At 62.0% G+C, this 25,934-nt stretch carries 20 protein-coding genes; 13 read left to right on the forward strand and 7 right to left on the reverse strand.

Features of this window, described 5'->3' with window-relative positions; genetic code table 11:
- Window positions 1–2: 2 nt before the first annotated feature.
- Genes ACI3K3_RS12370 through ACI3K3_RS12390 form a run of 5 tightly spaced genes read right to left on the reverse strand, consistent with a single transcriptional unit; the run spans window position 3 to window position 3,465 of the window.
- Entirely contained in the window at window positions 3–743 is a 741-nt protein-coding gene (locus ACI3K3_RS12370; RefSeq protein WP_404914041.1) for an SDR family NAD(P)-dependent oxidoreductase, read from the reverse strand.
- Window positions 744–766: 23 nt separating this feature from the next.
- Window positions 767–1,324, reverse strand: coding sequence for a nuclear transport factor 2 family protein (locus ACI3K3_RS12375; protein WP_404914043.1), 558 nt, complete (start codon window positions 1,322–1,324; stop codon window positions 767–769).
- A 19-nt stretch (window positions 1,325–1,343) separates the two neighbouring features.
- On the reverse strand, window positions 1,344–2,210 hold the full coding sequence (locus ACI3K3_RS12380; RefSeq protein ID WP_404914045.1) for an SMP-30/gluconolactonase/LRE family protein: 867 nt from the start codon (window positions 2,208–2,210) through the stop codon (window positions 1,344–1,346).
- Window positions 2,211–2,239: 29 nt separating this feature from the next.
- Window positions 2,240–2,545 carry a putative quinol monooxygenase gene (locus ACI3K3_RS12385; protein ID WP_404914047.1) on the reverse strand — a complete coding sequence of 102 codons (306 nt, stop codon included), beginning with the start codon at window positions 2,543–2,545 and terminating at the stop codon, window positions 2,240–2,242.
- Between the two features lie 35 nt (window positions 2,546–2,580).
- Window positions 2,581–3,465, reverse strand: a complete 885-nt coding sequence (locus ACI3K3_RS12390; protein ID WP_404914049.1) for a TauD/TfdA dioxygenase family protein — start codon at window positions 3,463–3,465, stop codon at window positions 2,581–2,583.
- A gap of 91 nt (window positions 3,466–3,556) precedes the next feature.
- On the opposite strand from ACI3K3_RS12390, the gene ACI3K3_RS12395 reads away from it, so the two are divergent.
- From ACI3K3_RS12395 to ACI3K3_RS12410, 4 genes are all read left to right on the forward strand, one after another.
- Window positions 3,557–4,174 (forward strand): TetR/AcrR family transcriptional regulator, encoded by a 618-nt coding sequence (locus ACI3K3_RS12395; protein ID WP_404914051.1) that lies wholly within the window; start codon window positions 3,557–3,559, stop codon window positions 4,172–4,174.
- A gap of 348 nt (window positions 4,175–4,522) precedes the next feature.
- On the forward strand, window positions 4,523–5,527 hold the full coding sequence (locus ACI3K3_RS12400; RefSeq protein WP_404914053.1) for a sulfotransferase family protein: 1,005 nt from the start codon (window positions 4,523–4,525) through the stop codon (window positions 5,525–5,527).
- Between the two features lie 63 nt (window positions 5,528–5,590).
- Entirely contained in the window at window positions 5,591–6,889 is a 1,299-nt protein-coding gene (locus tag ACI3K3_RS12405; RefSeq protein ID WP_404914055.1) for a polysaccharide pyruvyl transferase family protein, read from the forward strand.
- Between the two features lie 463 nt (window positions 6,890–7,352).
- Complete coding sequence (locus ACI3K3_RS12410) at window positions 7,353–8,390, forward strand: LacI family DNA-binding transcriptional regulator (protein WP_404914057.1); 1,038 nt, start codon at window positions 7,353–7,355, stop codon at window positions 8,388–8,390.
- 124 nt (window positions 8,391–8,514) lie between these two features.
- Here the strand turns inward: ACI3K3_RS12410 and ACI3K3_RS12415 are convergent, their stop codons facing one another.
- Both ACI3K3_RS12415 and ACI3K3_RS12420 read right to left on the reverse strand, forming a co-directional pair.
- A complete protein-coding gene (locus ACI3K3_RS12415; RefSeq protein WP_404914059.1) occupies window positions 8,515–11,763 on the reverse strand; it encodes a glycoside hydrolase family 2 TIM barrel-domain containing protein in 3,249 nt (1,082 codons plus the stop codon).
- A 93-nt stretch (window positions 11,764–11,856) separates the two neighbouring features.
- Complete coding sequence (locus tag ACI3K3_RS12420) at window positions 11,857–14,613, reverse strand: TonB-dependent receptor (protein ID WP_404914061.1); 2,757 nt, start codon at window positions 14,611–14,613, stop codon at window positions 11,857–11,859.
- A gap of 39 nt (window positions 14,614–14,652) precedes the next feature.
- On the opposite strand from ACI3K3_RS12420, the gene ACI3K3_RS12425 reads away from it, so the two are divergent.
- The 9 genes from ACI3K3_RS12425 (at window position 14,653) to ACI3K3_RS12465 (ending at window position 25,923) form a co-directional block, all read left to right on the forward strand.
- Window positions 14,653–14,823 carry a hypothetical protein gene (locus ACI3K3_RS12425; RefSeq protein WP_404914063.1) on the forward strand — a complete coding sequence of 57 codons (171 nt, stop codon included), beginning with the start codon at window positions 14,653–14,655 and terminating at the stop codon, window positions 14,821–14,823.
- A 71-nt stretch (window positions 14,824–14,894) separates the two neighbouring features.
- Window positions 14,895–15,056 carry a hypothetical protein gene (locus ACI3K3_RS12430; protein ID WP_404914065.1) on the forward strand — a complete coding sequence of 54 codons (162 nt, stop codon included), beginning with the start codon at window positions 14,895–14,897 and terminating at the stop codon, window positions 15,054–15,056.
- Window positions 15,057–15,086: 30 nt separating this feature from the next.
- On the forward strand, window positions 15,087–15,452 hold the full coding sequence (locus ACI3K3_RS12435) for a hypothetical protein (RefSeq protein ID WP_404914067.1): 366 nt from the start codon (window positions 15,087–15,089) through the stop codon (window positions 15,450–15,452).
- Window positions 15,453–15,700: 248 nt separating this feature from the next.
- Window positions 15,701–16,201: an RNA polymerase sigma factor gene (locus ACI3K3_RS12440; protein WP_404914069.1), complete on the forward strand. Its 501-nt coding sequence runs from the start codon at window positions 15,701–15,703 to the stop codon at window positions 16,199–16,201.
- Between the two features lies 1 nt (window position 16,202).
- Window positions 16,203–17,135 (forward strand): FecR family protein, encoded by a 933-nt coding sequence (locus ACI3K3_RS12445; protein ID WP_404914071.1) that lies wholly within the window; start codon window positions 16,203–16,205, stop codon window positions 17,133–17,135.
- A 118-nt stretch (window positions 17,136–17,253) separates the two neighbouring features.
- Window positions 17,254–20,280: a TonB-dependent receptor gene (locus ACI3K3_RS12450; protein WP_404914073.1), complete on the forward strand. Its 3,027-nt coding sequence runs from the start codon at window positions 17,254–17,256 to the stop codon at window positions 20,278–20,280.
- 72 nt (window positions 20,281–20,352) lie between these two features.
- Entirely contained in the window at window positions 20,353–21,783 is a 1,431-nt protein-coding gene (locus ACI3K3_RS12455; protein ID WP_404914075.1) for a phosphoesterase, read from the forward strand.
- Window positions 21,784–21,931: 148 nt separating this feature from the next.
- Window positions 21,932–23,026 carry a LacI family DNA-binding transcriptional regulator gene (locus ACI3K3_RS12460; RefSeq protein WP_404914077.1) on the forward strand — a complete coding sequence of 365 codons (1,095 nt, stop codon included), beginning with the start codon at window positions 21,932–21,934 and terminating at the stop codon, window positions 23,024–23,026.
- Between the two features lie 530 nt (window positions 23,027–23,556).
- Window positions 23,557–25,923, forward strand: coding sequence for a TIM-barrel domain-containing protein (locus ACI3K3_RS12465; protein WP_404914079.1), 2,367 nt, complete (start codon window positions 23,557–23,559; stop codon window positions 25,921–25,923).
- Window positions 25,924–25,934 lie beyond the last annotated feature (11 nt).

The following is a 25,934-nucleotide window of genomic DNA, read 5'->3' on the forward strand; positions in this document are numbered from 1 at the left end:
GGTCAGTTGCAGTAGCGGCCGCCGTTCACGCTGAGCGTATGACCGGTGATGTAGTCCGCATCGTGAGAGGCAAGGAACGCCACGGCAGCGGCTATGTTTTCCGGACGGCCGGGGCGCTTCATCGGCGTGAAGGGGGCATAGCCTGCCACGTCGACGGGGGATTCCTGAAGCCCTTCGGTATCGACGAAGCCGGGCGGCACGGTGTTCACGGTGATGCCGCGGGTCGCGTATTCCTGCGCGAGGGACTTGGTGAACCCGATCACGCCGGCCTTGGATGCGGCATAATGGGTCTGCGCCGCCGAGCCGGTCTGAGCCGATGAGGACGAGATATTGACGATGCGGCCCCAGCCTGCCTCCAGCATGTCCGGGATCGTGGCCTTGCAGCACAGGAACGGGCCCTTGAGGTTGACGGTCATGAGCGCGTCCCACGCTTCCCCGGTCAGTTCCTCGAACCGGCAGAACGGCGACAGGGCGGCGTTGTTGACGAGGATCGAAACTTTACCCAGATGCTCGTGCGTGCGGGCCAGTGCCTCGTCGATCCGGGCGGCGTCGGCGCAGTTGCCGCTGCAGGCGATGGCCCGTTGGCCCCGGTCGCGGATCATCCTTGCGGTTCCTGCGGCACCCTCCGCGTCGAGATCCCAGGCCGATACGGCGGCACCATCCTGCGCGAGACGGAGCGCGATCGCGCGGCCGAGCCCCCGTGCGGCGCCGGTGACCACGGCGACTTTCCCTTCCAGCGACATGTGCAACTTCCTTGTGAAATGGATTACCAGCGTCCGCCGTGATCGGGCGTGAGCGGGCGTTCGTAGGAGGGGTCTTCCCGGTCGCGGCTGCCCCGCAGGTAGCCCGCGCCTACCAGCGTCGATCCGCTAGGCAGCACCGCGCTGCCCTCCATCGCGATCTCCACCGTCGCGCGGCGCAAGGCGATCCGCCATTCGCCGTCGCGCCTTTCCAGCCTGTCTATGTAACGTCCCGCAAGCAGCCGGGCCTTTTCCGCGCCCTTATCCAGGAATACGCCAAGGCTGTAGCTTTCGGCATGGGCCACGTCGCCGTCGATCTCGCACATGTGCATCGTCACGTTGTGCAGGTTGGCATCGAATAGCGCGTTGTGGGCACGATTGGCATGCTCGCCGTATTCGCGGCCGGAAATGTGCCTCTCGCCCAGCTCATGGAGGCCGTCCGCGTGATAGCTGCTGGTGACGAGGTCGATATCGAACCGGTCGTTGCCGCGCGAATTGCGCTTGATGCAGTCGAGGATGGCTTGGCGGTCGCGGGCGTCCTGCATCTGGGCTTCCAGCGCGGCGAGGCGTTGCTCGATGGTCATCATTGCAATCTCCCTGGTATCAGCCGCCGAAGCGATGTTCTGCGCGGCCGCGCACGCCGAGGCCGTCGATGACGAAGAGGCATCCGGCGGGATCCTCGGGATCATCCTCATGGCCGCCGTGGTTGATGGTGGTGACGAACAGCCGGTCGAAGTCGGGGCCGCCGAAGGCAAGGCTGGACGGGTGTCGTACGGGCATGTGGATCCGGCGCTCGAGCGTTCCGTCGGGCCGGAACGCGGCGATCGCGGAACCTTCGTAGAGGGCTACCCAAAGCCGCCCCTCGCAGTCGACCGTGGCGCCGTCGGGCAGCCCGCCGAGCGCCTCGGTATTGACGAAGGGGCGCCGGTTGGAGACATCTCCGGTCGCGATCTCGTAGTCATAGGCGTAGATCGTGCGGCGCCAGCTATCGGAGAAGAAGAACACCCGCTCGTCCGGCGACCAGCATGGGCCGTTGGAGAAATGAATGTCATCGTCGAGCCGCGAGAGCGAGAGGTCCGGGTCGAGCCGGAACAGGCCGCCGTCGGGGCGGGGATCATCCATTCGTGTGCTGGAGCCGATCAGGAACCGGCCCCGGCTGTCCACCTTGCCGTCGTTGTAGACGTTGCGTGAGTCGTCCGGCAGGGGTGCGATCACCGTCAGTTCGCCGCTGTCGAGGTCGAGGAAGTGGATGCCCGTGCGCAGCGTCACCACCGCGCCTCCGCCGGCACGAAGCACCAGTGTGGTGATGACCGAAGGCATGTCGAGCGTGCGCGCCTGCCCGCTTTGCGGATCGAACATGTGAACCTTCCGGCCCACATTGTCGATGTAATGGAGCAGGCCGGTCGCCTCATCCCACATCGGGTTCTCGCCGCCCTTGCAGCGCGGCGCATCCAGCTTCGTTATCCGCATCGTCCTCACTCCCGGATCATCGAGGCGTTTCAGGCGGGGCGCACCGTTCCCAGCGGCGAAAAGTGCACGGTCTGCTTCGCGCCCTGCACATAAGGGCCGACGACCTCGCGGAAGCGGGCATGGGCGGGTTCCGGGCGCGAGGCGAGGTGCGCCTCGATCGAGTCCCATTCGGCAAGGAACATAACCGAATTCTCCTCCTCCACACCGCGCAGCGCGGTGAACGAGACGATGCCGGTGAAGGTCTGCGTCAGCGGCATGGCCTGTCGGGCCAGCACATCGAGGAACTCTTCCATCATGCCATCCTTGACGATGACTTCCGCGCGTTCGAGTACCATGGGCGGTTCCTTGTCCTCTCCTGTTGTCGGGTGCGTCAGTATCCGGTGGATTGGGTCGCCACTTGTGCGGGTGCGCTTGCTCCCGTCGCTTCCGTGCCCTTGAGCGTCGTGCGGTGCATCACCCTGCGCGCCGTGTCGGTATAGGGAAAGGAGCGGTGCAGGAGGCCGGGGTTGTTGAAGATCACCAGATCGCCCGGAGACCACTTGTGGCGATAGGTGAAGCGCTCCTGCGTCGCCCAGTCGAGAAGTTCGTCCAGCAGTTCGCGGCCTGCGATCTCGTCCATCCCGGCGATGTCGTTGGCGGTCGAGCCGATCAACATTGCCGAGCGGCCGCTGTCCTGCGTCCAGACCAGCGGATGCTCAAGGCGCGGAAAGATGGCATCCCAGCGATCGAAATCCTCCTGCGTCGGGCTGTCGTAGAGCCGGCGCAGCGAGGCAGAAAGGCAGTGTCCGACGCGGAGCCCGGCGAGCCGCTGCTTCCTTTCGGCGGGGAGCGCATCGTAGGCGGCGTAGAGGTTGGCGAAGCCGGTATCTCCACCCTCGACGGGGGCGCTTTCGCACTTGAGCAGTGTGGCCTTGACCGGCACGGGGTAGGACATGCCGTCCATGTGCCAGTAGTCGTTGCCAAGGATGAATTCGCGCTGGGTGCGGTCGTCCTTGTCGAGCGCGATGCGGAAGATGCCTTTCCGGCTAGCCGAGGTGCCGTCGTCGGTTACGGAATTATCGTGCTTCTCGCCCATCGCCGCGGTGAGTTGGAGGAAGATTTCGTCCGCCATGTGGACCTGCGGAAAGACAAGCAGGTTGTGGCGGTTCAGCGCCGCAAGGATCGCCTCCGGATTGCCCTCTTCCACCATGTCGGCGGCAGCTCCGTGGACATAGGCGCCAATGGTGGACGTGATCGGTTCGAACTGCAGGCCCATGCCGCGCATCCTCAGTGTCTCTCGTTACTGAACTAGTGTTTAGTAACGAGATGACTTGCCGTCAATCGCCCTCTGTCGCATGGGAGCCGTAATGGCGGCGAAGGAGGCTGAATTCGTGGAACCGGAGCATACCAGGCGCATTCGCCGCGATCCCGAGACCACCCGCGCTCTCATCCTGGATGCGGCGGAACGCCTCATGGTTTCAGAGGGATACGCCGCCGTCAGCACGCGTCGGATCGCGCAGGAAATCGGGCTTAACGCTGCCACGATACATTACTATTACCCCGCCACCGACGATCTGTTCATCGCCCTGCACGCCCGCATGACCGAACGATCGACGGCGGACCTCGACGCCATCCTGGCGGCGGGTGATCCCCTGCGGGCCTTGTGGGAGTTCCAGTCGAACTGGGCGCATTCGGCGCTGGGGGTGGAGTTCATCGCGCTGTCCAACCACCGCAAGAGCCTTCAGCCGGTGCTGGCAGAGGCCACGGGCCGCGCGCGCGCCTTGCAGGAGGCGGCGGTAAGGCGGGTGGCGGAAACGGCGCCGGTCCTGCCCGATGTGGTCTCTCCGCTGGCGTTGACGACGATCCTTGTCGCGATCACCCGCACCCTCGCGAACGAGGAGCGCGTGGGGATCACGACGGGACATGAAGACGTGCGTAAGGCCGTGGACTGGGTTCTGACCGTCGTGTCACAGGGTAAGGGGTGACCGGCCCGCTGCGGAACGGCGTATAGCTGCCTAAATCCACGGGGCGATATCTCGCCGTCAATGTCGCGCGATGGCGGGCTGGTCCATTGCGCGCGCGCGAGAGTGTCGCGAGCAGGATATCGGGGGCGTCAGCCGGCGCCAATCTTAAGGCAACCAACTTCGCGGCAATGCCATAATGCGCGGAAATGCTGGGTTTCTCCGCCTTTCAAGTCGCCGGTATATATAATCCTGCATAGGCTGATTTTGCCGATGTACCAACATCGGGGAGTGCATCGGGCCTAAGCCGAAAGATCAGTTCCTGGCCGGGGGCCGTTCACGTATATTTTTGAAAACGTGATTTGGGAGCCGATGCGCAGCGCAGTCATGCGATCTTTTGATGGAAACGTCCGCCAATCCCACGGGAAAAGCTGGCCGTTTCCAGGGCGCTATGAGCGCCTGCAGCAATCCGGATCGCATTGCGTCAGATCATCGAGTTTTCCCTTTCCTGGCCAGCGCATCAACCGGAGGCGCAAGTATCCAATGCAATTTAATGATATCGATTTCATCATTATCGGGGCGGCCAAATCGGCTACCACCTGGCTGCAGAAACAGTTACAGTCGGATCCGGCGGTTTACATGCCCGATCCCGAGCTGCACTATTTCTCCAGGGAGTACAGCCGTGGCGAAGATTGGTATCTCTCACAGTTCAACGAAAGCGGCGCCGGGAAAGTCGTAGGCGAGAAATCGAATTCCTACCTGTATACCCCAGAAGCGGCGGAGCGCCTGCACCGCCATCTGCCCCATGCGAAGCTGATTGTGCAGCTACGTAGCCCGGTAGAACGGGCCTATTCTAACTACTGCATGCTTTTCAGGCGCGGCGAAGTCGGGTGTGATATCGGTAATTACATCGATCCCGCACTGGGTGAGAACATGCGGTTCCTCGTCGCCGGCAATTTCGCATCCCATCTGCAATCCTATATCGATATGTTCGGGCGTGAGTCGCTGCTCATCCTGTTTTTCGAGGATGTTCGGGACACCCCGGAAAGGCAGATTTCGCGGGTCCGGGCTCATCTTGGCCTACCGCCGCGGCCTTTGGCTCCTGACGCGCAGGATAAGGTGAAAGACAGGACGGTGCCGGTCGTGCCTCCGGGATTGAGCAAGAATCTTGCCTGGATGAGCCCCATTACTCGCCACTTGCGCGGCACCCCGGCGTTTCAGGCCGTGCGGAGTCTGGTCGCGCGCGAAACCCGGTACCCGGCCCTGACTGAAGATCTGCGGAAACGTCTCAACGATTATTACAGTCCTTCGATTGAGGCACTGGAGAAGATGAGTGGTCAATCGCTCAGCCACTGGTACGAATTGGCGGCGGACTGAGAAGCAAATGATCGGTAATGAGGCCCTGGGGCGGATCAACTATCAAGGGGAGGGTTCGGAAACATGAAGACGTTTATCATCACCGGCATTCAGATGAGAAACAAAGGTGCGCAGGCCATGTTTCTTTCCCTGAGCAACTCCCTGAAGTCAATCTACGGAGAGTGCGAGGTCATCGGATTTGCAAACAAGTACGATGATCCGGAACAATATTCGTTCCGCCTGTTGCCGTATGACGACTTCACAAGATCTGTCTTGAAGTACGGCCTGTATAGGGTGCCGTTCCTGGCGCCCCTATTGACGGGCATCGTCGGTCGGCTGAGAAAAAGCGATCGGTGGCACGACACGATTGGTGAAATGAGAAAAGCTCTGCAAAGAGCGGATGCCATTTTCGACGCAAGCGGATACACGCTGGGTTCCGGGTGGCCCAAGCAGAGCGGCAGAATCTTATTGGACACGATCAAGATTGCTCGGAAATTCAAGAAGAAAATTATCCTCATGCCCCAAAGCTTCGGTCCGTTCGATTGGGGGGAGAAGGACGACGCGAAGTTCGTCGATGAGGTCAGGAAGGAATTGGCCTATCCGCTGAAGATATATGCGCGCGAGTGCGAAGGCTATGAATGCCTTAGGTCTCTTGGGCTGCATAATGTCGAACTATCGGCGGACATGGTTATCAGGGAGAAGGATTTTCCTAGCGCCGGACAGATTTTGGTCGATTACAAGCCTCGCATTTCAAATTATCCGACGAAGAATTCTGTTGGCTTCATTCTGAACAAGAATGTCTTCAGGACCGGGGATGATGCGGCGGTTCTCGATCTCTATGTGAAAATGCTCCAGAAGTTGGTCGATGGAGGCGAGAGCGTTTACATTATCTGCACATCTACCGCCGACTTGGGTCTTGTGAACCAGGTCTTGGGGAAGGTTGAAAACGGCAATGGGATCCAGGTGATTTCCGGAGAGTTCTCAAGCCCGGAACTGATAGATATCATCGCCCGCTTCAAGTATATCGTTGCTTCGCGCTATCACTCGATTGTGTTTGCCTACAGAAGCGGTGTTCCCGCAGTCATACTCGGGTGGGCCAGCAAATATACCGACCTTGCGGCGCTGTTTCAGCAGCAGGACTATGTCTTCGACATAAGAAATCCAGATGCTGCCAAGGTTTTGGAAGGGGTGGAAAAAATGATCGTCCACCATGAGGACGAAACAAGGCGCATAAAGCAATGCCTTGAAACCGTTCAAGCGACATCGATCGTGCTGCAAGCCGCGAATGTCCTCGATGAGCAGGACCTGACGGCAACGGTGACGGTGCGCCCTCAAGTTGAATTTTCGCGTGGAAAAGGCCAGACGACTGCAATGACTGTGTAATTCAAGGGCTTGGTCGTTGAATTACCGGCTTGGGAATTGCTCTGGTGGACGATTGCGGAAACTCTGAAGGAAGGTGCAGTTCCGGCGATACTGCGCCTATTCCTTTCGTCACCGCATGAAGAATTCGACCGGCACGACCAGTTCGATGGTCTCAACACTTGCGGGGGCGGTGGCGCGGCCTTGCTGACCGGCGCGGTGGTTTCTTGATCGGTGGCCGAGGATTGGGCAGGGCGAGCGGCGCAGCAGTCATGAGGTTGGTGCCGGGCATGACGATTTTCGGCGTCTCTATCTCAAGCTGAGCGAGGCGCGGGACGGACTTGTCCTTCTTCACCTGCTTTGGACCCGGCGGCATTTCGCGTACCGGCTCGGGCGGGATATAATATGATTTCGGCGAACCGGTCTCGGTGCTGCCGCGCAAAAAGGGCGGCTTGATAGTGGCATTGCCGCAGGGCATGAGGTGGCGATGAGTCATCACAACGATACGCGGCGCCAAGGCGAGACAACGATTGAAGACGTGGCCGCGGTGGCGGGCGTTTCCATCCGAACCGTCTCTCGCGTTCTCAATGGCTCATCCCTGGTGAACGCGGCGACCAGGGAGCGCATAGAACAGGTCATTGCCCAGCTGAAGTTCACGCCGAGTTCCCGCGCGCGCGGCTTGGCCCTGAGGCGGTCGTTCCTGATCGGATTGATCCACAACGACCATAATGCGCTGGTGCTGGACGCCATACAGAGGGCGGTCATATCGGCGACGGTGAGCAGCGGATATGAATTGATCACGCACCCGAATTCGCTGGAATCCCAGGCCGCGATCGACGAACTGCTTGCGTTCGTGGAACGGTCGAAAGTGGATGGACTGATCGTTCTCCCTCCCATCTCCGGGATACCGGGGCTGGCGGACGCCCTGGCGGAAGCCGGTATCCTTGCTGTCGCGCTGTCTTCCGTCCCGATCGACGGATTTTGCGATGTCATCATCAGCAAGGAACGCGAAGCGGGCGCACGGGTCGCCCGTTATCTCATCGATCTGGGGCATCGCCGGCTTGGCATCGTCAATGGTCCGGCGGACGTGACTTCAGCGCGGGAGCGACGAGCCGGTTTCGTCGATGAAGCCGCGTCGGCGGGCGTCTCGGTGGCAGAGGCCGATGGGGACTATGGATTTACGTCGGGCGTGGCCGCCGCAACCCGCCTTCTTTCGCTTGGCGAAAGACCTACGGGCATCTTCGCCGCAAACGATATCATGGCGGCGGGTGTGCTGAAGGTCGCAGCAAGCCGGGGTGTGGCCGTGCCGGCCGATCTCTCGGTAATCGGCTTCGACGGCAGCATGATCACGCAGATGCTCACGCCGGCGCTGGCATCGGTCTATCGTCCTTTCGATCTCATGGCGCAAGGCGCGGCGATGCGCCTGATCGCACGGATCGAGGGCAAGGATCCTCCCGTTCTGCCCGATTTCGCAATGGAGGTCGTTCCCGCCGAATCCACCGATCGGGTGCCAAAGATCGGGTGAGGGCATCCTAAAAAAGGCTCCCACGCCGAGGGGCGGGAGCCTGAAGGTTGGCGCTCAGGGAGGCTGAGCGCGGTGTCGGTTCAAGCTGTGCCCTGAAGCATTCTCCAGGTTGATCGTTTAGGAGTTAGTTCTCGAAAATGCCCCAGTCGGCGGCGCTATCCTTGCCGGGCGGCTTTATCGACGAAGCATTCGTGGCGGAGAGGCGGAGCTCGAAGCTGATGGGTTCAAGCTTCGCGCGGTATTGCGGCAAGGGACGGCCGAGGTCGCTCCACTGGTCGTCTCCCCCGATGCCCCATTGCGCGGCATCGACCAGAAGCGTTCCCATTGGTCCCGGGGTTATGTCGGTCCATTTCCAGGTGCCTGGTGGGCGGCGGTAGAGTTTGGAGTATGCGAAAGGAAGGGCGTTCATCATGAGCGGGCCGGTGCCCTCCACGTGGAGGCCATGCCCTGTGCCGGAAAGCTCCATCCACCGGACATCGACCTTGTTGCCGGTTTCCTGCGGGCGACTGTAATCGTGCGGCTGATCGGCAAGAGCCCCGCGCCAGATGCCGATCGGGGCGCCTACCTTCCGGTCGACATAAGTCTCGTGCGGGCCGCGGCCGTACCATTCCGCGGTGTCCAGGTCGGTGGGCAAATCGAACGTCAAGCCGACACGGTAAGGCGGGGGCATATCCTTCTTGACCGGTGTGAAGGCGGCCGAGATCGAGACCGATCCGTCTCCTTCCATCCGATAGGTCGATCTGAACCTTGCAGCGCCGAGCGTCGCCCCTTGGCCGAGCGCGTACTCGACGATCGCGGAGCGGCTGCCGTTCGCCTCTCTCTTCAATTGGACGGAAGTGACACGGCGGTGCTCGCTCAATTCCTTCCAGACAGACAACTCTTTTGCGAGACCCGTCCCACGGCTGCTGTCGTTTTCCGCGCGCCAGAAGTTCGGGGCGCCGCCCTGCAGCAGAACCCTGCCATCCCTGCTGTACGACAGGATTAACCCGGTCTTGCGATCGATCGCAAGCGTGGACCCTTCCGCGGACAATCGTACCGTGTCTCCGATCTCGGTCACTGCAACAACCGTGCCTGAGCGATCTGGAGCCGATCCGGCAATCGACTGGAGCGGGAACTGTTCCCAGGCCATCACCGTGCCCGCTGCGACGAGAGGAATGGTTCCCTCTCCGGCTCGGGCGCGGACGGTGAGAATGTATTCGGCACCGGCCTTGCGCTGTACGTTCGCCGGCGGGATCGTGAGCGATCCGACGTCCCTGGCAGCAATGGAAGGTGCCGCGATCTGCCCCTCCGCGACAGGTCGACCGTTCTCCAGCATCTGCCATTCGAAGGTGTAGCCCGACAGGTCGAGGAAGTCCTGGCGGTTATGAACCTTGAGAGTGCCGTCGGCAGCATTGAAATCGGCGAATTGAATGGGCTCGGAAACTTTGCGAAGGTCGTAAAGGGCCGGGTGGGGCGTTCGGTCGGACTGGATGATGCCATCCCCGAACTCGATGTCGCCCGTCGGATTCGGGCCGTATTCGCTGCCGTCGGCCCAGTACCGTCGTCCGTCCTTGGTGTAGCCGTACATCGACTGGTCCACCCAGTCCCAGATGAAACCGCCCTGCAACTTGTGGGGATGCGCGTGGATCGTATCCCAGTATTCCTTCAGGTTTCCGCCCGAGTTGCCCATCATATGGGCATATTCGCACTGGATCATCGGCTGGCGATAGGACCAGTTCGTGGCGTAATCGTCCATCTTGGCCGCAGGATCGTACATCGGCGCATAGATGTCCGCGTACCAGTTGGGCCGATGATCGCCGGGCCGCAGCGGCCCCCAGCCGAGATAGCTCAGCAATCGGCCCGGATCGCGGGATTTCACGGCCTTGGCTGCCTCCTCGAAGGTCGGGCCGATGCCCGCTTCGTTGCCCAGCGACCAGAAGATGATGGACGGGTGGTTCTTGTCGCGCTCCACCATGTTCATCACGCGCGACAGGTGCGCATCGCGCCAGGCAGGGTCGAAGCCCAATTGATATTTGGCGCGCTGTTCCGGCACGCGATTGCCATACTCCATGTAGGCATGGCTCTCGATGTTCGCCTCGTCCATCACATAGAGGCCGTAGCGATCGGCAAGCTCGTAGAGGTAGGGATCGTTAGGATAGTGGGCCGTGCGGATCGCGTTGATGTTGTTCTGCTTCATCAACTGCACGTCGCGTTCCATCGACGCGCGCGAGATCACATGGAATGTCTCAGGATCGTGCTCATGGCGATTGACGCCGCGGATCGTCACCGGCTTTCCGTTGACCGTGACCAGGCCATTCTCGATCGCAACGGTGCGGAAGCCGACCTGGGTGGGCGTGGATTGCAGCAGTTTGCCGGAGCCGTCCTCCAGCTCGATCAGCGCGGGATAGAGGTTCGGAGTCTCGGCAGTCCAGGCCCGAACCGAGGGGACGGTTCCCGTCAGCACGACCCGGCGTTCCGCCGCCGATGCCGGCAGCGGCATGCTGCGGCGAAGGACGATCCTTTCTCCGTCCATCAGCGTCAGGTTCACCCGCCCGCGTGAGCCCGGTGTCGCCACGACGTCCAGCTTGAGTTCGCCGTCCTTTTGGCTGGCGTCCAGGCCGGCGCGGATGAAGTGATCCTGGATCCTCATTCTGGGCGCGGCCATCACGTAGACATCGCGTTCGATGCCCGAAACCCGCCAGAAATCCTGGTCCTCCAGGTAAGAACCGTCGGACCAGCGGAAGATCTGGATCGCCACGGTGTTGGTGCCGGGCCGGACATGATCGGTCAGATCGAATTCGGACGGCAGCTTGCTGTCTTCCGAATAGCCGACCTTGCGACCGTTCACCCACACGTAATAGGCCGATCCGGCGGCTCCGATGTGCAGGATCACGTCCTGTCCGGCCCACCCCGCGGGTACTTCGAAATCGCGCCGGTAGGATCCCACCGGATTGGTTTCGTGCGGTATGAGCGGCCGATTGGCCACGAAGGGATATCGCCAGTTGTTGTAGCGCGCCTGATCGTATCCCTCTGCCTGCCAGTCCGCCGGAACCTTGATCGATGCCCAGCCGGAAACATCGTAGCCGGGCTGCTCGAACCCTGTCGGAAGCTTGTCCGCGTTCGGTGAGAACGAGAACTTCCATTGGCCGTTGAGCGATACGAACCGGGCTGACCGGTCACGCCTGCCGGCCTGGGCGAGTTCGCGACTTTCGAAGGGAAATGCGGTTGCCCTGGCAGGCAACTTGCCGATCGCGAACACCGCCGGGTTCTCCCAGTCGGGGCGGGCCGGATCGACCTGGACCGCATGGACCTGCGGCTCGTCCGCCGCGAGCGCGGGGAAGGGGGCAAGAATGCAGGCCGTGGTCAAAAGCCGTCCGAAACGCAACATTCTCATCCTCTTCAGCAGTCTTTCCGCAGGGGCGGAATTCGTAAAAGTGCGGGCGAGGAGATGGGGCAGGTGCCCGCGCCATCTCCTCGCTCCCGGTCGTCAGGTCTTCAGGCGAACAACCAGGCCGATCCGTCGGTCCACCACGCTATTGAACCGGGGGCGGATCGTCTCGCCGAAGTAGGTGTTCGTCGAGGAGTTCAGCAGATTGGAGGCGTCCAACGAAATGTCGAAATGATCGTTGACCACATATCCGATGGAAGCGTCGAGCTGGTCGAACGGCTTCACGTAGATGGGAAGGGCGCCCGAGCCGGGGCCGCTGGTCGTTTCGACGTAGTCATCGCGCCATGTGTACGCGATGCGGGCGCGGAAACCACCCTTCTCGTAGAAGCCGACCAGATTGTAGCTATGCTTCGACAATCCTTCGAGCGGCACGCTCTGCCCCGCCAGTGGCCCAGGAGCCTTCGATTCCACGTAAGTGTAGTTCGCCTGTACGCCGAAGCCATCGAGGGGGGCGGGCAGGAAATCGAAGAATGTCTGTCCTCCCACTTCGAAGCCCTTGATCGTGCCGTTTTCGCCGTTGCGGGGCCGGTTGATGTCTGCCTGCGTGACATTTGGATAGGCGGGCAGGTTCACCGTCTCGCGCGAGATGAAGTTCTGGATGAAGCCGGTGACGTCCTTCTTGAAGCCCGAAAAATAAGCGTAGCCGTTCGCGCTGAAGTAATATTCGAGGCTGATGTCGTAAGAGGTGGACTTGAGCGGCTTCAGGTCGGGATTGCCGGCATTGATGTTCAGGATGCCGCTCGCCGCCAGCGAGGTGACGTTGAGCGTCGGGCTGAGGCTGCCGAAACCGGGCCTGGTAAGCTGCTTTGCCGCGGCAAGGCGCACGAACAGATCGGGCGTCACCTTTACGCGCAGGTTCGCGCTGGGCAGGAAATCGTTGTAGCTGGAGCTTTGGTCGATCGGGGAGGTTGCCCCGGTTGGCGCCGTGACGACGCCGTTGGTGGCCAGTTCGGTGCGGACGTATCGCCCGCCGATCGTCCCGTCCACCGGGATGCCCACCGGATCGAGATCGAAGCTTGCCTGCCCATAAGCGGCATAGGTGCGTTCGCGTTGGGAATAGGTATTGTTCGGATTGAATTGAGGAGCGCACACGGTGTCGCCGAATACCTGGCACAGCCGCGCCTGATCGCGCTGTAGAGCCATCGGGATGGACAGGACGACGTTCATGGGATTGGGGACGCTGCCGTTGCGATAGAAATCGCGAGCGAGCGTGATCGGCATGAAGGCTTCGGGCAATAACGTGCCGGGGAAGGTGTTCGCAGGTTGCCCCGGAGCGGCCGGCGGGAAATGGTTCTGGGTGCCCTGCATGCGGCTGACGTCGCGCGTCGTCAGGCGACCGCCGATCGAAACCGATTTGAGGATTGAATCGAAGAACGTATATTCCGCGTCAAGCCGACCGGCGAGGCCGTCGCTCTTCGCCACTTCACGCTGGGCGAAAGACTCCAGGAAGCGGTACTTCGAAATATCGTTGAAGTCGAACCCGCTGAGGTTCAGCAGCGCTTGCGGGCCTGACGTGTCGAAGTCGAGCCTGGTTCCTGTCGTACTGCCGTTGTTGCCTACGCGCGTGGCGTTGAAGTCGCTCGTGCGCTTGGAATTGGTGTAGGCCAGGTCGGTGCTGAGTTTCAGGTCGTCGGTAGCGTTCCATTCGCCGCCGCCGGCGATCTGCCAGACATGGGAGCGCGTAGGCGCCTGGCTTGCGTTCGCGGTGAATTCGACGTTGCGATAGGATCCCGATTTGACGACGTTGGTGCCTTCATGGAACGTGAAGTTCGCATCCTCGGCTGCAAGCAGCGGGCCGCGGTTGGCGTAGGCCAGGTAGCCGTCCTGATTGTAGTCGTATTTGTTGTAGAAGCTTTCCACGTACAGCGACAGTCGGCTGCTTGGCTTCCATTGCACTGCACCGTTGAAGGCGGTTCGGGTGCGGTCGGTTATCTCAATCGTTGCGCCGCCACCGTTGGGGGCTAGCACCGCATCGCCCGGATCCACCAGTTGCGCGGCGGCGTTGGAGGCGCCGCGACCGGCAAATACACCGTTCCCGTTGAAATCGGCGATGTTGTAGCGGTTGTTGAAAGGCTCCATGCCCTGCTGGTCGCGCCGTCCGGCAGACTTGATGACGGCGGCCCCGAACAGCACGCCGATCTCACCCAGACCCGTGTCGAAGCGAGTGGAAACAAGCCCGGATATCTGCGGGCGCGACTTGTCGACGAAGTCGTAGTAGTTGTTGCGAAGGCTGAGGCTTGCCTGGAAGCCCTTGAAGTCGAAAGGTCGGCGGGTCTTCAGATCGACCACACCGCCAAGCCCGCCTTCGATCAGTGTTGCCGAGGGATTCTTGTAGACGTCGATGCCGGCGAGAACCTCGGCCGGGATCGCTTCGAGCGAAAGGCTTCGGCCGTTGTCGCTGAACGCCTCACGTCCGTTGATCAGCGTGTTGACCTGCGACAGGCCGCGGATCGAGATGCCGCTACCCTCACCATGGTGCCGGGTGATCTGCACGCCCGGAATGCGTTGCAGTGCTTCCGCCAGGTTGTTGTCCGGCAGCTTGCCAATGTCTTCCGCCACGATGGAATCAACGATCTCCGAGGCGTTCCGCTTGATATTCTGGGCGCTTTGAAGACTCTGGCGGAAGCCGGTCACGACGATATCGTTCGCGGTGACGTCGGCGGATCCGTTATCGCCAGCATCTTCCGTCGTTTCCGATCCGGACGATGCCGTTTGAGCAAGCGCCTGGCCGGTCATTGCCAAGGCGGACAAGCCCACGGAAACCCGAAGCGCCAGCCTGTATCGATTTGATCGCATGTCTTCCCCTCCGATGGTCCGTGCGTGCCTATCGACCCGATGATCTTCGAGTTGGCGCGCTTGTTTTGTGACCTATGTAGTCCGACTAAATTTCAGCATCGTCCAAGTCAACGTATTTTTGTCTATCGCTGGCAAAACGCCAAAAGCAAGGAATATTCGATTCAAGCGGAACTAACGCTGGATATGCCAGCGGTGGACAGAATCGCTTGACCATGATTTCAACTCTGACAAATAAGGGCGAGCAGCGAGGTAGAAGCTGCTGCTTAACGGGGAGGATTTTGATGAGCCGCTTTGCGCTCTTGATTTCGGCTGCGCCGCTGGCGCTGACCGTCGCGTCAGCACATGCTCAGGATACCGCTGTGACGAGAGCCAGTCTCTTGAAGCCGGTGATACGGCGCGATATCGTCGTAACCGGCTACCGCGCCAGCCTCAGCACGGCCTAGGCCATCGAGCGCGAACGGCTAGGGTTGGCAATGGCGCACCGACGTCGATCTGGAAACGGACATTTCCTTCCTTCCGAAGATCCAGTTGCTGCGTTGTTCTATGAAAAAGGCAAGATATCGACTCGCCTTTCCTACAACCACCGTTCGCCACATCTGATCAGCAATCTGTTCGACGCCAACGGTGTCTACAACGGGGAGGGTGTCCGCAGTATCAGTCGACTGGAATATTCGTTCAACTTCAATCCGATTCCACAAGTCACATTGAATTTCGATGCGGCCAATCTTCTGGTGCAGCCATTTCAGAACTACTGGCAGTATAGCGAGGACCGGTACTACGCGCGAGATGTGCGCGACGAAGGCCGTTATTTCGGACTGGGCGCGCGCTTCCGGTTCTAGAGCGCTTTCTCATCAGCTGGAATTACCTGATGACCCGGAAAACGCGGTAAACCAATAACCTAGAGCAGATCGAAGCCTGCTCCAGGAGGCCGTTTCAAAATTCGCGAAACGCGAATTTTGCGGCAGAGGCCCCAGAATGCCAACGGGGCATTTTCAAACGGTCTCCAAGGCGCGCGCGTGACGGTGATGGGCCGTCACGCGCTTGCCTGTCATGAAACCGCATTCTTTACTTCTTAAGTGCCCCAGCGATGGGGTTCGCGGATCTAACGAAATTTGCTCCGAAGTCGGCGTTCAGCTGGGCCCGGCTGCGGGACCAGGTGGCACGCATGACCCGGCGCGACGATGCCGAGGATCTGCTTCACGACGCATGGGTCAACGTGGCCAGCGTTCAAACGCTGGCGCGCAATGAGGATGCGCTTCTCGCCCGCGTGGCCAGCAAACGCGGGATCGATGCCTATCGCCGCGAACGCCGGGCCGGGGAAACGATCGTCTGGGATCCCGATGTGGACATGGTCGCGGACAGCCACCCTTTGCAGGACGAAATTCTCATCGCCCGCGAACAGCTTGACCGCCTGCGCGGCGGAATGGAAAAACTGAGCCCCCGGACCCGGCAGATTTTCTTGATGTATCGGCTGGACGGCCTTAAATACCGCGAAATCGCCGAGCAGCTCGGCATCAGCCAGAGCGCCGTCGAAAAGCATATTTCGCGGGCCATGGCGCATCTGACCGACTGGATGGAGAATTGTTGACGTGATCTTCCGCAGCAAGCCGGAGAGTATCAACCGGCAGGCGGCGGACTGGCTGGCTCGGCTCCACGCTGACGATCGATCCGTCCATGACGAGGCCGATTTTCGTGCGTGGCTCGGGGCCGATCCGTCACGCGCCAGGGCATTCGAGAAAGCATCGGGCATCTGGGACGCGGTGGGTGGCCTGCGTGACGATCCCCGCCCGGCTCCTCCCGTACAGCGTGAGCAAACTTCGCGGCGCGCGGTCCTGGCAGGCGGCGCCGGACTGATCCTGACCTGTGGTCTCGGGCTCGGCTGGCGGCACGCCCATGCCGGGGTCTATCAAACCGACCTTGGCGAGCAGCGCCGGTTCCGGCTGGAAGATTCGACGCGCATCATGCTGGACACCAGCACGCGGGTTCGCTTCACGGCCGATGCGTCGCGCCGCCTGTTGACGCTCACGTCCGGCCGTGTCGATATCGAGATCGCCCGCGATGCCCGTCCCTTCGTGATCGAGGCGGGGGACACTTCCGCCGTGATGCAATCGGGGCGGCTGGACTTGCGCCGCGATGAGCATGCCGTCGCGATTACCGCGATCCAGGGCAGCGCCAGCGTGCAATCCGTAAGGGCGCGAACGGTTCTGGCGGCGGGGAACCGGATCGCCATGGAACCCGGCCGGAACGACAGGCTCGATCGGCCGGAAATCGACGATCTGCTCGCCTGGCAGAGCGGCAGGCTGGCTTTCCGGGATGAAACCGTGGCGCAGGCCGTGGCGGAGATGAACCGCTACACGAGCCGGGAACTGGTGGTGTCGGATCCCAATGCGGCGGAGATGCGCCTCAGCGGCGTCTACCGGGTGGGCGATCCCGAAGGCTTTGCCCGTTCGCTGGCGATATTGCTTCCCGTGGCGATCGCGGAGGAACCCGGCAGGATTCGCATCTCCGCCGACCACAGATAATTGCCGCCAAAAATCGGCGCTAAAAATTTTTCTTCACCGGGGAGTGGGGAAAATCGAACGCGGGACGACGATGCCATAAGCGGCGCTCGCCACGAGCGTCCGAACGGGGATATCGGACATGACTTCTTTCAAACGGCAGCTTTGCCGATCGGCGGCGCTTGCCCTGGCTCTTGGCACTATTGGCATGGCGCCAGGCGTTCATGCCCAGACGCGCCAGGTTCGCGTGGCCATCGCGGCGCAGCCCATGGACCGCGCGCTGGAGCAGCTTGCCCGTGACAGTGGACAGGACATCCTGTTCACGCGCGAGGCGGTCGCAAACCTGCGGGCCCCGGCCGTATCCGGCGAACTCGATGCCGAAACGGCGGTTCGCCGCCTGATCGCGGGCACTTCGCTGACGGTCGTGCGCAACGGTTCCGGCGCCCTTATCGTCCGCCCTCTTTCGGCGGCGGCCGCTCAAACGCCGGCAGCCGCGAACGCAGGACCGAGCCCGGCCAGTGAAATCGTCGTCACCGCGGCATTCTCGGACGGCGTCGAGCGCTCCCTGGGAGTGAAGCGCAATGCGGACTCGATCTCCGATGCCGTAGTCGCTGCCGACATCGGCAAGCTGCCCGCCTTCAACGTTGCCGAAGCGCTGCAGCGCGTACCCGGCGTGACGATCGTTCGCGAGGCCGGCGAAGGCCAGTTCATCAGCGTGCGCGGCCTTGGCCCGAACTTCCAGGCGGTGACGTTTGACGGCATGCCGCTGGCCTACAACGAGAACATCCGCAATTCCGGCCAGTCCGGCCGCCAGTTCCGCCTTCAGGTGCTGCCCGCGACGCTGATCGACAGCGTGGTCGTCACCAAGTCGCCCACGGCCGACCTGGTCGAAAGCGGTATCGGCTCCACCGTCGACATTCGCCTGATCAAGCCGCTCGACCGCGAATCCTTCGTGGCCGCGAATGCCTTTGCCGGCTATGAGGAGCGCACCGACAGCTTCAATCCGAACGGCACGATCTCGGCCGGGTGGCGAAACAGCGATCGCACGCTGGGCCTGCTGGCCGGCCTTTCCTATTCGCGCCGCAAGGTCCAGTTCGATCGCCTGCGCATGGGCTGGCAGGAAGAAGAAGTGGAAGGCCTGGGCACCGTGCGCGCGCCGGGCGACGCCCAGCCCTATCTGGAAACCGAGGACCGGGAACGGTTGAGCGCCGTCGCCGGCCTTCAGTGGCGCCCGTCCTCGACGTTCGAGATCGACATTGACGGCCTGTTCTCGCAGTTCAACAACGAAACGACCGAGCGGCGACTTACCTATTACATTCCGAGCCAGCTTTCGCGTCTCGATCTGTCTACCGCCGTGGTCGAGGACGGCCGGCTGGTCGCGGGCACGATCCGCGGCGCCCGCATTCGCAATTACAGCGAATACATGGACCAGTCCCACCAGAACCTGCAGCTCAATGCCACGGTGAAGCTGGATCTGGGCGACTGGCACATCGAGCCGCGCGTCAGCTACGCCCGTGCACGCAGCGATCTCGACACGCCGATCCAGCGCGTGCAGTATCGCACCGCGAACGGCGCCGGCGGCGATCTCACGTTCGATTTCAGCGGCGATGTCGTCAATGACGGCCGGATCAAGTCGCTCTATTCCAGCCTCGATCTCACCGATCCCTCGGTCATGCCGTTCGAAAGCTTCGCCGTGCGGCCGATCAATTCGATCGACGAGGACAAGAGCTTCGTGCTGAACGTCTCGCGTGAACTGGACTTCGATGTGGGCGGGCTGCGGTTCAGCAAGCTCAAGTTCGGCGGACAGGTGTCGGACCGCTATCGCGATTACCAGCGCCGCGACCGCAACAGCGCCGCATTGCGTGACGGCTTCACGCGCACCGACGCCTTCCTGCAATATCCAGCCCCCGGCAATGCCTTCGACAAGTCGATCGGCAACCGCCAGCCCTGGACCAACGTGGACTGGTCGCTGTTCAACGAGGCCTATACCCTGGGCAGCGAGTATGACGGCGTCAGCCCCAGCGCCAGCGATCTGGCGCCGACTGCGGCGGACCTCCAGAACTCCTATCGCATCGGCGAGAAGATCCAGGCCCTCTACGGCCGTATCGACTTCGAATCCGAACTTAGCGACGTGCCGGTTTCGGGCAACTTCGGCCTGCGCTATGTGCGGACCGAAACCGATGTGCGCGGCACGACGATCGCGCCGGTGGCAGACGGGGCAGGGGGTGTGACCACCGAGGTACTGCCCACGACCACGCGGGCGACTTACGCCGAATTCCTGCCCAGCGCCAACGCCATGTTCCGGTTCACCGACAACGTCCAGCTACGGCTCGGCGTGGCGCGGACGATGACGCGCCCTTCGCTGTCGGAACTGCGCAATTCGATCAACACGAACAGCGTGACCGTGACCAGCATCTTCAACGAGGGCGCCGCCGCATTGGCCGATCCCACGCTGAACCTTCAGGCTTCCGGCGGCAATCCCAACTTGCGCCCTTATACGTCCTGGAACTTCGATGCCTCGTTCGAGTGGTATTTCGACAAGTTCGGCGCGTTCACTGTGGCTGCCTTCCACAAGGACATCAGCAACTACATCGCCTCCGATTTCGAAACCCGCACGCTGGCTTTCGCGGTGAACGACGGTTCCACCCTGCCGGTCGATATCCTCGTCGCCACGCCGACCAATGTTGGCGACGCGGCCATTTCGGGTGTCGAATTCGGCTATACCAACAAGCTGCCGTTCGGTCTGGGCGTCACCGCGACGGCCACTTTCGCGACCTCCAAGCTGGAACTGGATTCCAGCGGCGTCGGCATTCAGTCAGCAGGCATTCAGGGCGTTTCCGACGTCAGCTACTCGATCACGCCGTTCTTCGAGACGGGGCCCTTCGAAATCAACGTCAGCTACACCTACCGCAGCAACTACATGACGGATTCCGGCGCCAACGTGACCTCGCTGCCAAGCCCGGAGGATGTCGTTGCCTACTACCAGAAGGGCTTCGGGATCGTCGACATGGGCGCCAGCTTCAAGCTCCGGCCCAATGTAGAGCTGTTCATGCAGGCCGTGAACGTCCTGAACGCGCGGCAGGTCTCGTTCGCCGGGACCGAGAAGGAAGTGAGCGAAATCCACACCTTCGGGCGGACCGTCAACTTCGGTGTTCGCGCCAAGTTCTGATGTGCCTCTGTTCGGGCATCGCTGCGGTCGCAAGGCCGGGCGATGCCCGAACGCCTGGAGAATTCGAAACCCATGACTTCCGCTCGCCTGTTCCTTACTGCCGCTCTCCTTTCCGGGCATGCCCTGCCGGCTTCCGCGCAGGACACATCGCAGCGGCGCTGGCTGGCGGGCGACCATCACGTCCACAGCGTCTACAGTGCGCGTTACGAACCGGATCCCGAGCATCCGGACCGCGTGCCGGAGCCGATCATCGGCGGCGATTCCGCCCATACGATCCTTCAGAACGTGCGGATGGGCCGCCGTTTCGGACTCGCCTGGATGGTGTCGACCGATCACGGCGGCCCGCATCATTCGGGGCTGAACTATGATCGGGCCTGGCCGGACGTGGTTGCCGCCAGGCAGGCGGTTCCGGAGATGGCCCTGTTCTACGGCATGGAGTTCGACGTACCCGGCGGAGAGCATGCCAGCCTCATCCTGCCGAAAGGCCCTGACGAGCGCGGCACCCTGCGCGATATCGAGGCGCGCTTCGGCAAGCGGGAGGCATTCCCGGCCGATCCGTCGCGCAACACCAAGGGCCGGATGATCGAGGCTCTGCGCTACATGGCGGCTCTGCCACAGCCTCCGGTCCTGATCGGCAATCATCCTTCGCGCACGGCGACGGGCTATGGCGAGTGGGGGCTGCATGCTCCCGCCGAGTATCTCGCGTGGAAGCAGGCGGCGCCGAATGTGGTGATCGGAATGGAAGGCGCCCCCGGCCATCAGGCTGCCGCTCCCCAAAACGGCAAGGACAAGGCGCACGGCTCACGCGGGCTCTACGGTGGATTCCCGACGATGGGCGGTTTCGACCAGATGGTCGCGCGTTTGGGCGGTGCGTGGGATGCCTTGCTGGGCAAGGGGCTGCACTGGACGATCACCGCCACATCCGATTCCCACGGGCATTGGCGTGAGGGCGGGGCGGACTTCTGGCCGGGGGAATACTCCAAGACCTGGGTCTTCGCCGCGCCGAACCACGAGGATATCCTGGACGGGCTGCGCGGGGGACGTGTGTTCGTCGCCACGGGCGGCCTCATCGATCGGCTGGATCTGACGGCGACCCTGGCGGACGATGCCGAGCATTCGGTGATGATGGGCGGCACCCTTGCGGGTCGTGCTGGCGAGGAGATGGAGGTCACGATCCGCTTTCGCCCCGCCGGCAAACCGAACGCGGCGGGCCATGTGCCGCTGGTCGATCATGTCGACCTGATCGCCGGGAGCGCATCGGCTGGTAATGGCGATAGCAACGCGTCCACACGGGTCGTCAGGCGCTTTACGGCAGGCGAGTGGCGGTCGGAAGGGGACGTATTGGTCATCACGCACCGGATGAAAGTTCCGGCAGGATCGACCTATCTTCGTGTGCGCGGCACGAATACAAGCCAGACCGAACCGCAGCCGGACGCAATCGGCGAGGATCCCTGGAGCGATCTCTGGTTCTATTCCAACCCGCTCTATTGCAACGGAAAGTAAATCGTCTTTACGAACGGCTAAGCGCTTCAAGCGCGGCGGACCGGGCGGGCGAAAGGGCCTTGAAGTCAGCCTCAAAGCAGTGGAAAGCGGGGAGCGGCTTTGTCTCCGGTCAATTGCGCTTTCGGTCGCTGTCGTTCACAAGTGACAGATGGCTGCAAATATAAAAACCGAAAACAGCAAAACGCCGCGGCGCCCGCGCGATGTCCCTACGATCAGTGATGTCGCACGCCATGCCGGTGTTTCGCCGATGACGGTTTCGCGCGTGATCAACGACCACGACGCGGTTCGATCCTCGACCCGGGAACGGGTCAAGCAATCGATCGAGGCCCTGAACTATGCCCCCAGTGTTGCCGCAAGAACGCTGGCGGGGGGAGATGAATTGCGGATCGGCCTGGTCTATAGCAACCCTTCGGCGTCCTATCTCAGCGAGCTGCTCGTCGGAAGTCTCGATCAGGCCCGCCACAGCAATGTGCATCTCCTCGTCGAACAATTCGAGGAAGAGGCGTCCATTGCGGAGTTCGTGCAGCACCTTCAGCGCGGCCGGCTGAATGGCATCATACTCCCTCCCCCGCTTTGCGACCTGCCGGAGATGGTCGATGCGCTTCAGGCTGTGGACCTGCCGATCGTGTCGGTAGCGACCAGCTACAGCCCGGGGGGAATACCGGTCGTGAGCATCGACGATTTCAGCGCTGCCCGTGAAATGACGCAGCACCTGATATCTCTCGGGCATGCCCGGATCGGCTTCATCAAGGGCAACCCGAACCAGTGCGCCAGCGAGCGACGGTACGAAGGCTATCTGGCGGCATTGAGCGAAGCCGGTCTGGAATTGGAGCCGTCGCTCGTTTCGCAGGGCTTTTTCACGTACCGTTCCGGTCTTGATGCAGCGGAACAGATACTCGATCTCAGCGAGCCGCCGACGGCCATTTTTGCCAGCAATGACGATATGGCGGCTGCAACGGTAGCCGTGGCGCACCGCCGCGGAATGGACGTTCCCGGCGATCTTACCGTCTGCGGGTTCGACGATACGCTGATGGCGACCGCTATCTGGCCGGAGCTGACGACGATCCGGCAGCCGATCCAGGCCATGTCCAGAGCAGCGATGGACCTGATAGTTAAATGCCTGCGCGGCACATCGGATCAGACTGCGCAAAATGGCGCGCAGCTTCTCGGTTACTCACTGATTCGGCGGCAATCGGATGCAGCACCGCGAAAACGCCCCCGACACAGCAGCCACAAGAAGTGATAGCGTTAACATTACTTGGTTGCTGTTAAGTATTGTTCGGGATCTCGACCCAGGGCGAACCGAAGTCGCGAGGTGACGATGCGTCACGTCGTCATGCCGAAAATAACGGAAAAATGCGTATTTTCATGATCTTGGTCGAAGAGCGCTTGAGGGCGGCCTGCTGACGGTCGTTTTGGAGCGCTTGGGCCATTCGCGAAGGTATGCGATGAAAAAGCGGGCGGAAACAAATAAAAAGCGAAGAAGGCAGTTACGGCCCCTCGACAGTTAGCTTTGGTAGCGGTACCAAATGCGTGAGGAGCCGATCGGGGGCGACGTCATGTGGCGCGCAACGACGGCAGAGAGAGGATGCCCTTGAACATGCGACATGATCGCGACATCTGCCGGCGAATTTAGACGCTGCGGGCATTCGCCTGTCGGGATTCCAACGAAAATCTAGAACGTATCGATCAGGCCGGGCCGGTCGCTCGGCGGCATGCCGGCGCAAGCGCCTGCCTATCCTGATCACGAAATTGAATGGGAGCATCCGGATTATGATCTGTAAGGGCAAGAGCGGCCTCGTGCGCAAAACGGTATTTGCATTGGGCCTGTCCTCGATGGCGTTTGCCGCCGCGTCGGCATCGGCGGCGCCGATGGCGCTGCTCGATCGCAACGGCAGCCGCGTGGCCGTCGAGCCCTATGCAGAGAATATCGTCCGTGTCACGATCGCGCTCGATCCCGAGCTGGCTTCCGCGGCTCCCGGCGAAGGCCCGAATGCACAGCCGAACACTGCGGGCTGGACGCATCGTGCCGATACCACCGGAGACATATTCGCCTCGTCCGCGCTGACGCTGACTGTCGATGCCAAGCCCTATCCGCCCGCGCCGACGATGATGCAGCGTTACTTCGCACCTTCGCTGCCGCCGGTCAGCCTTTCGGTAAAGGATGCGGACGGCTCGGTGCTAGCGCGCATGACGGGCTGGGAAATGGCGCCCGTCACCGTCAATGGCGAGAAGACCTTCAAGATGGGTGCGTCTTTCGAGGCGGAGGCCGGCGAGCACTATTACGGGCTCGGCCAGAACCAGGAAGGGATGCTGGACCTGAAGGGGCGCCAGATCGACTGCGCGCACAATTACGACGCTCCGGCGGGCGAGACCGTCTGCGTGCCTTTCATGGTGACCAGCAAGGGCAACGGCAAGTTCTGGGGCATCGTCTGGGACAACCCGGCGCGCACCACCGTATGGCCGGGCCTTCATTCGAGCACGCGTTTCCAGTCGCAAGTCGGCGAGCGCGTGTCGTTCTTCGTCATTACCGGCAAGAGCACCGATGAGCTTTATGCAGGTTATGCGAAGCTGACCGGCCAGACCCCGCTGCCGCCCAAGGCTGCCTTCGGCCTGATCCAGAGCAAGGCACGCTACGAGACGCAGAAGGAACTGATGGACGTCGCGCAAGGCTATCGCCAGCGCGGACTGCCGCTCGACGTGATGGTGCTGGACTGGTTTTACTGGTCGCGCATGGGGCAGTTGGACATCGACCGGACCTATTTCCCCGATCCCAAAGGCATGAACGATCAGTTGAAGGCGCTGGGCATGCGCTCGATCATCAGCGTCTGGCCGCGCTTCGAGCGGGAATCGCGTTACTTCGATATGCTGGCCACCAAGGGATGGCTGCTCAAGGACAAGGACGGCAACGTCGTGGACGGGCTTCCGGTCCGCTCGGACCGCGCCGGGGCGCTGATCGACAGCACCAATCCCGAAGCGCGTGAATGGTTCTGGGGCAAGCTGCGCGACAATATCGCGTCGGAAGGTTTCGACTGGTTCTGGCTCGACGAAACCGAGCCCGATCTGGTTCCGGACGGCTATTTCTATTCGATCGGCTCGGGCGACCGCTATCACAATCTCTTCCCCCTGGTGCACACGAGCGGCGTCGCGGCGGGCACGGAGCGCGATCGTCCGAACTTCCGCAACCTGATCCTGTCGCGCGCGGCCTATCTCGGCTCGCAGCGCACCGGCAGCCTGTTCTGGTCCTCGGACGTCAAGTCCACATGGGAAGCGCTGCGGCGCCAGGTGCCGGCGGGCCTCGGGTTCACCGCCTCGGGACTTGCCTATTGGGGCAGCGACGTCGGCGGCTGGCAATGGCCGAGCGGTCCCAAGGCGGAGCATCCGATCCTGGTCGATCCGGCGGGCGCGACGGCGATGGGCGCGGACTATGCCGATTATCCGGAACTGTTCGTGCGCTGGTTCCAGTATAGCGTCTTCACGCCCACTTTGCGCATCCATGGCCAGCGCCCCGGTGCCTCGCTGTGGGAGTACGGCACGGCGGCCGAGCCGATCCTGGCCGACTGGCTGCGCCTGCGCTACTCGCTGATCCCCTATCTCTATTCGCTGGGCCGTGGCACCTATGAAACCGGCGCGCCGTTCATGCGCGGGCTGTTCATGGATTTCCCGAACGACCCCAAGGTCGGGGCGATCGGCGACCAGTACATGCTCGGCAAGGCATTCCTCATCGCGCCCGTCACCGAGCAGGGGCAGACGAAGCGCTCGGTCTATCTGCCCGCCGGAACCGCCTGGTACGACTACTGGACCAACCAGCGCTTCGAAGGCGGCCAGACCGTGGACGTCGACACGCCGATCGAACGCATCCCGGTGTTCGTGAAGGCCGGATCGATCGTTCCCATCGGCGCGCAAGTGCCGAGCACCGCGACGAAGCAGGCGATCGAGAGCATCCGTGTCTACCCCGGCGCCAACGCCACTTTCACGCTCTACGACGATGACGGCACCACCAACGCCTATCGCGGCAAGAGTGGCGGCAAGAAGGCGGAACTCGTGTGGGACGATGCCGCCGGCAAGCTCACGAGCCGGCAGGCCTTGCCGACCGGCCAATCGCTGAACGGCCTCATCAGGATCATGGGTGCGCAGTAAGACGCCGCATC

Origin of the sequence: Novosphingobium sp. ZW T3_23 (assembly GCF_044987305.1) — a bacterium.
Taxonomy (GTDB): domain Bacteria; phylum Pseudomonadota; class Alphaproteobacteria; order Sphingomonadales; family Sphingomonadaceae; genus Novosphingobium.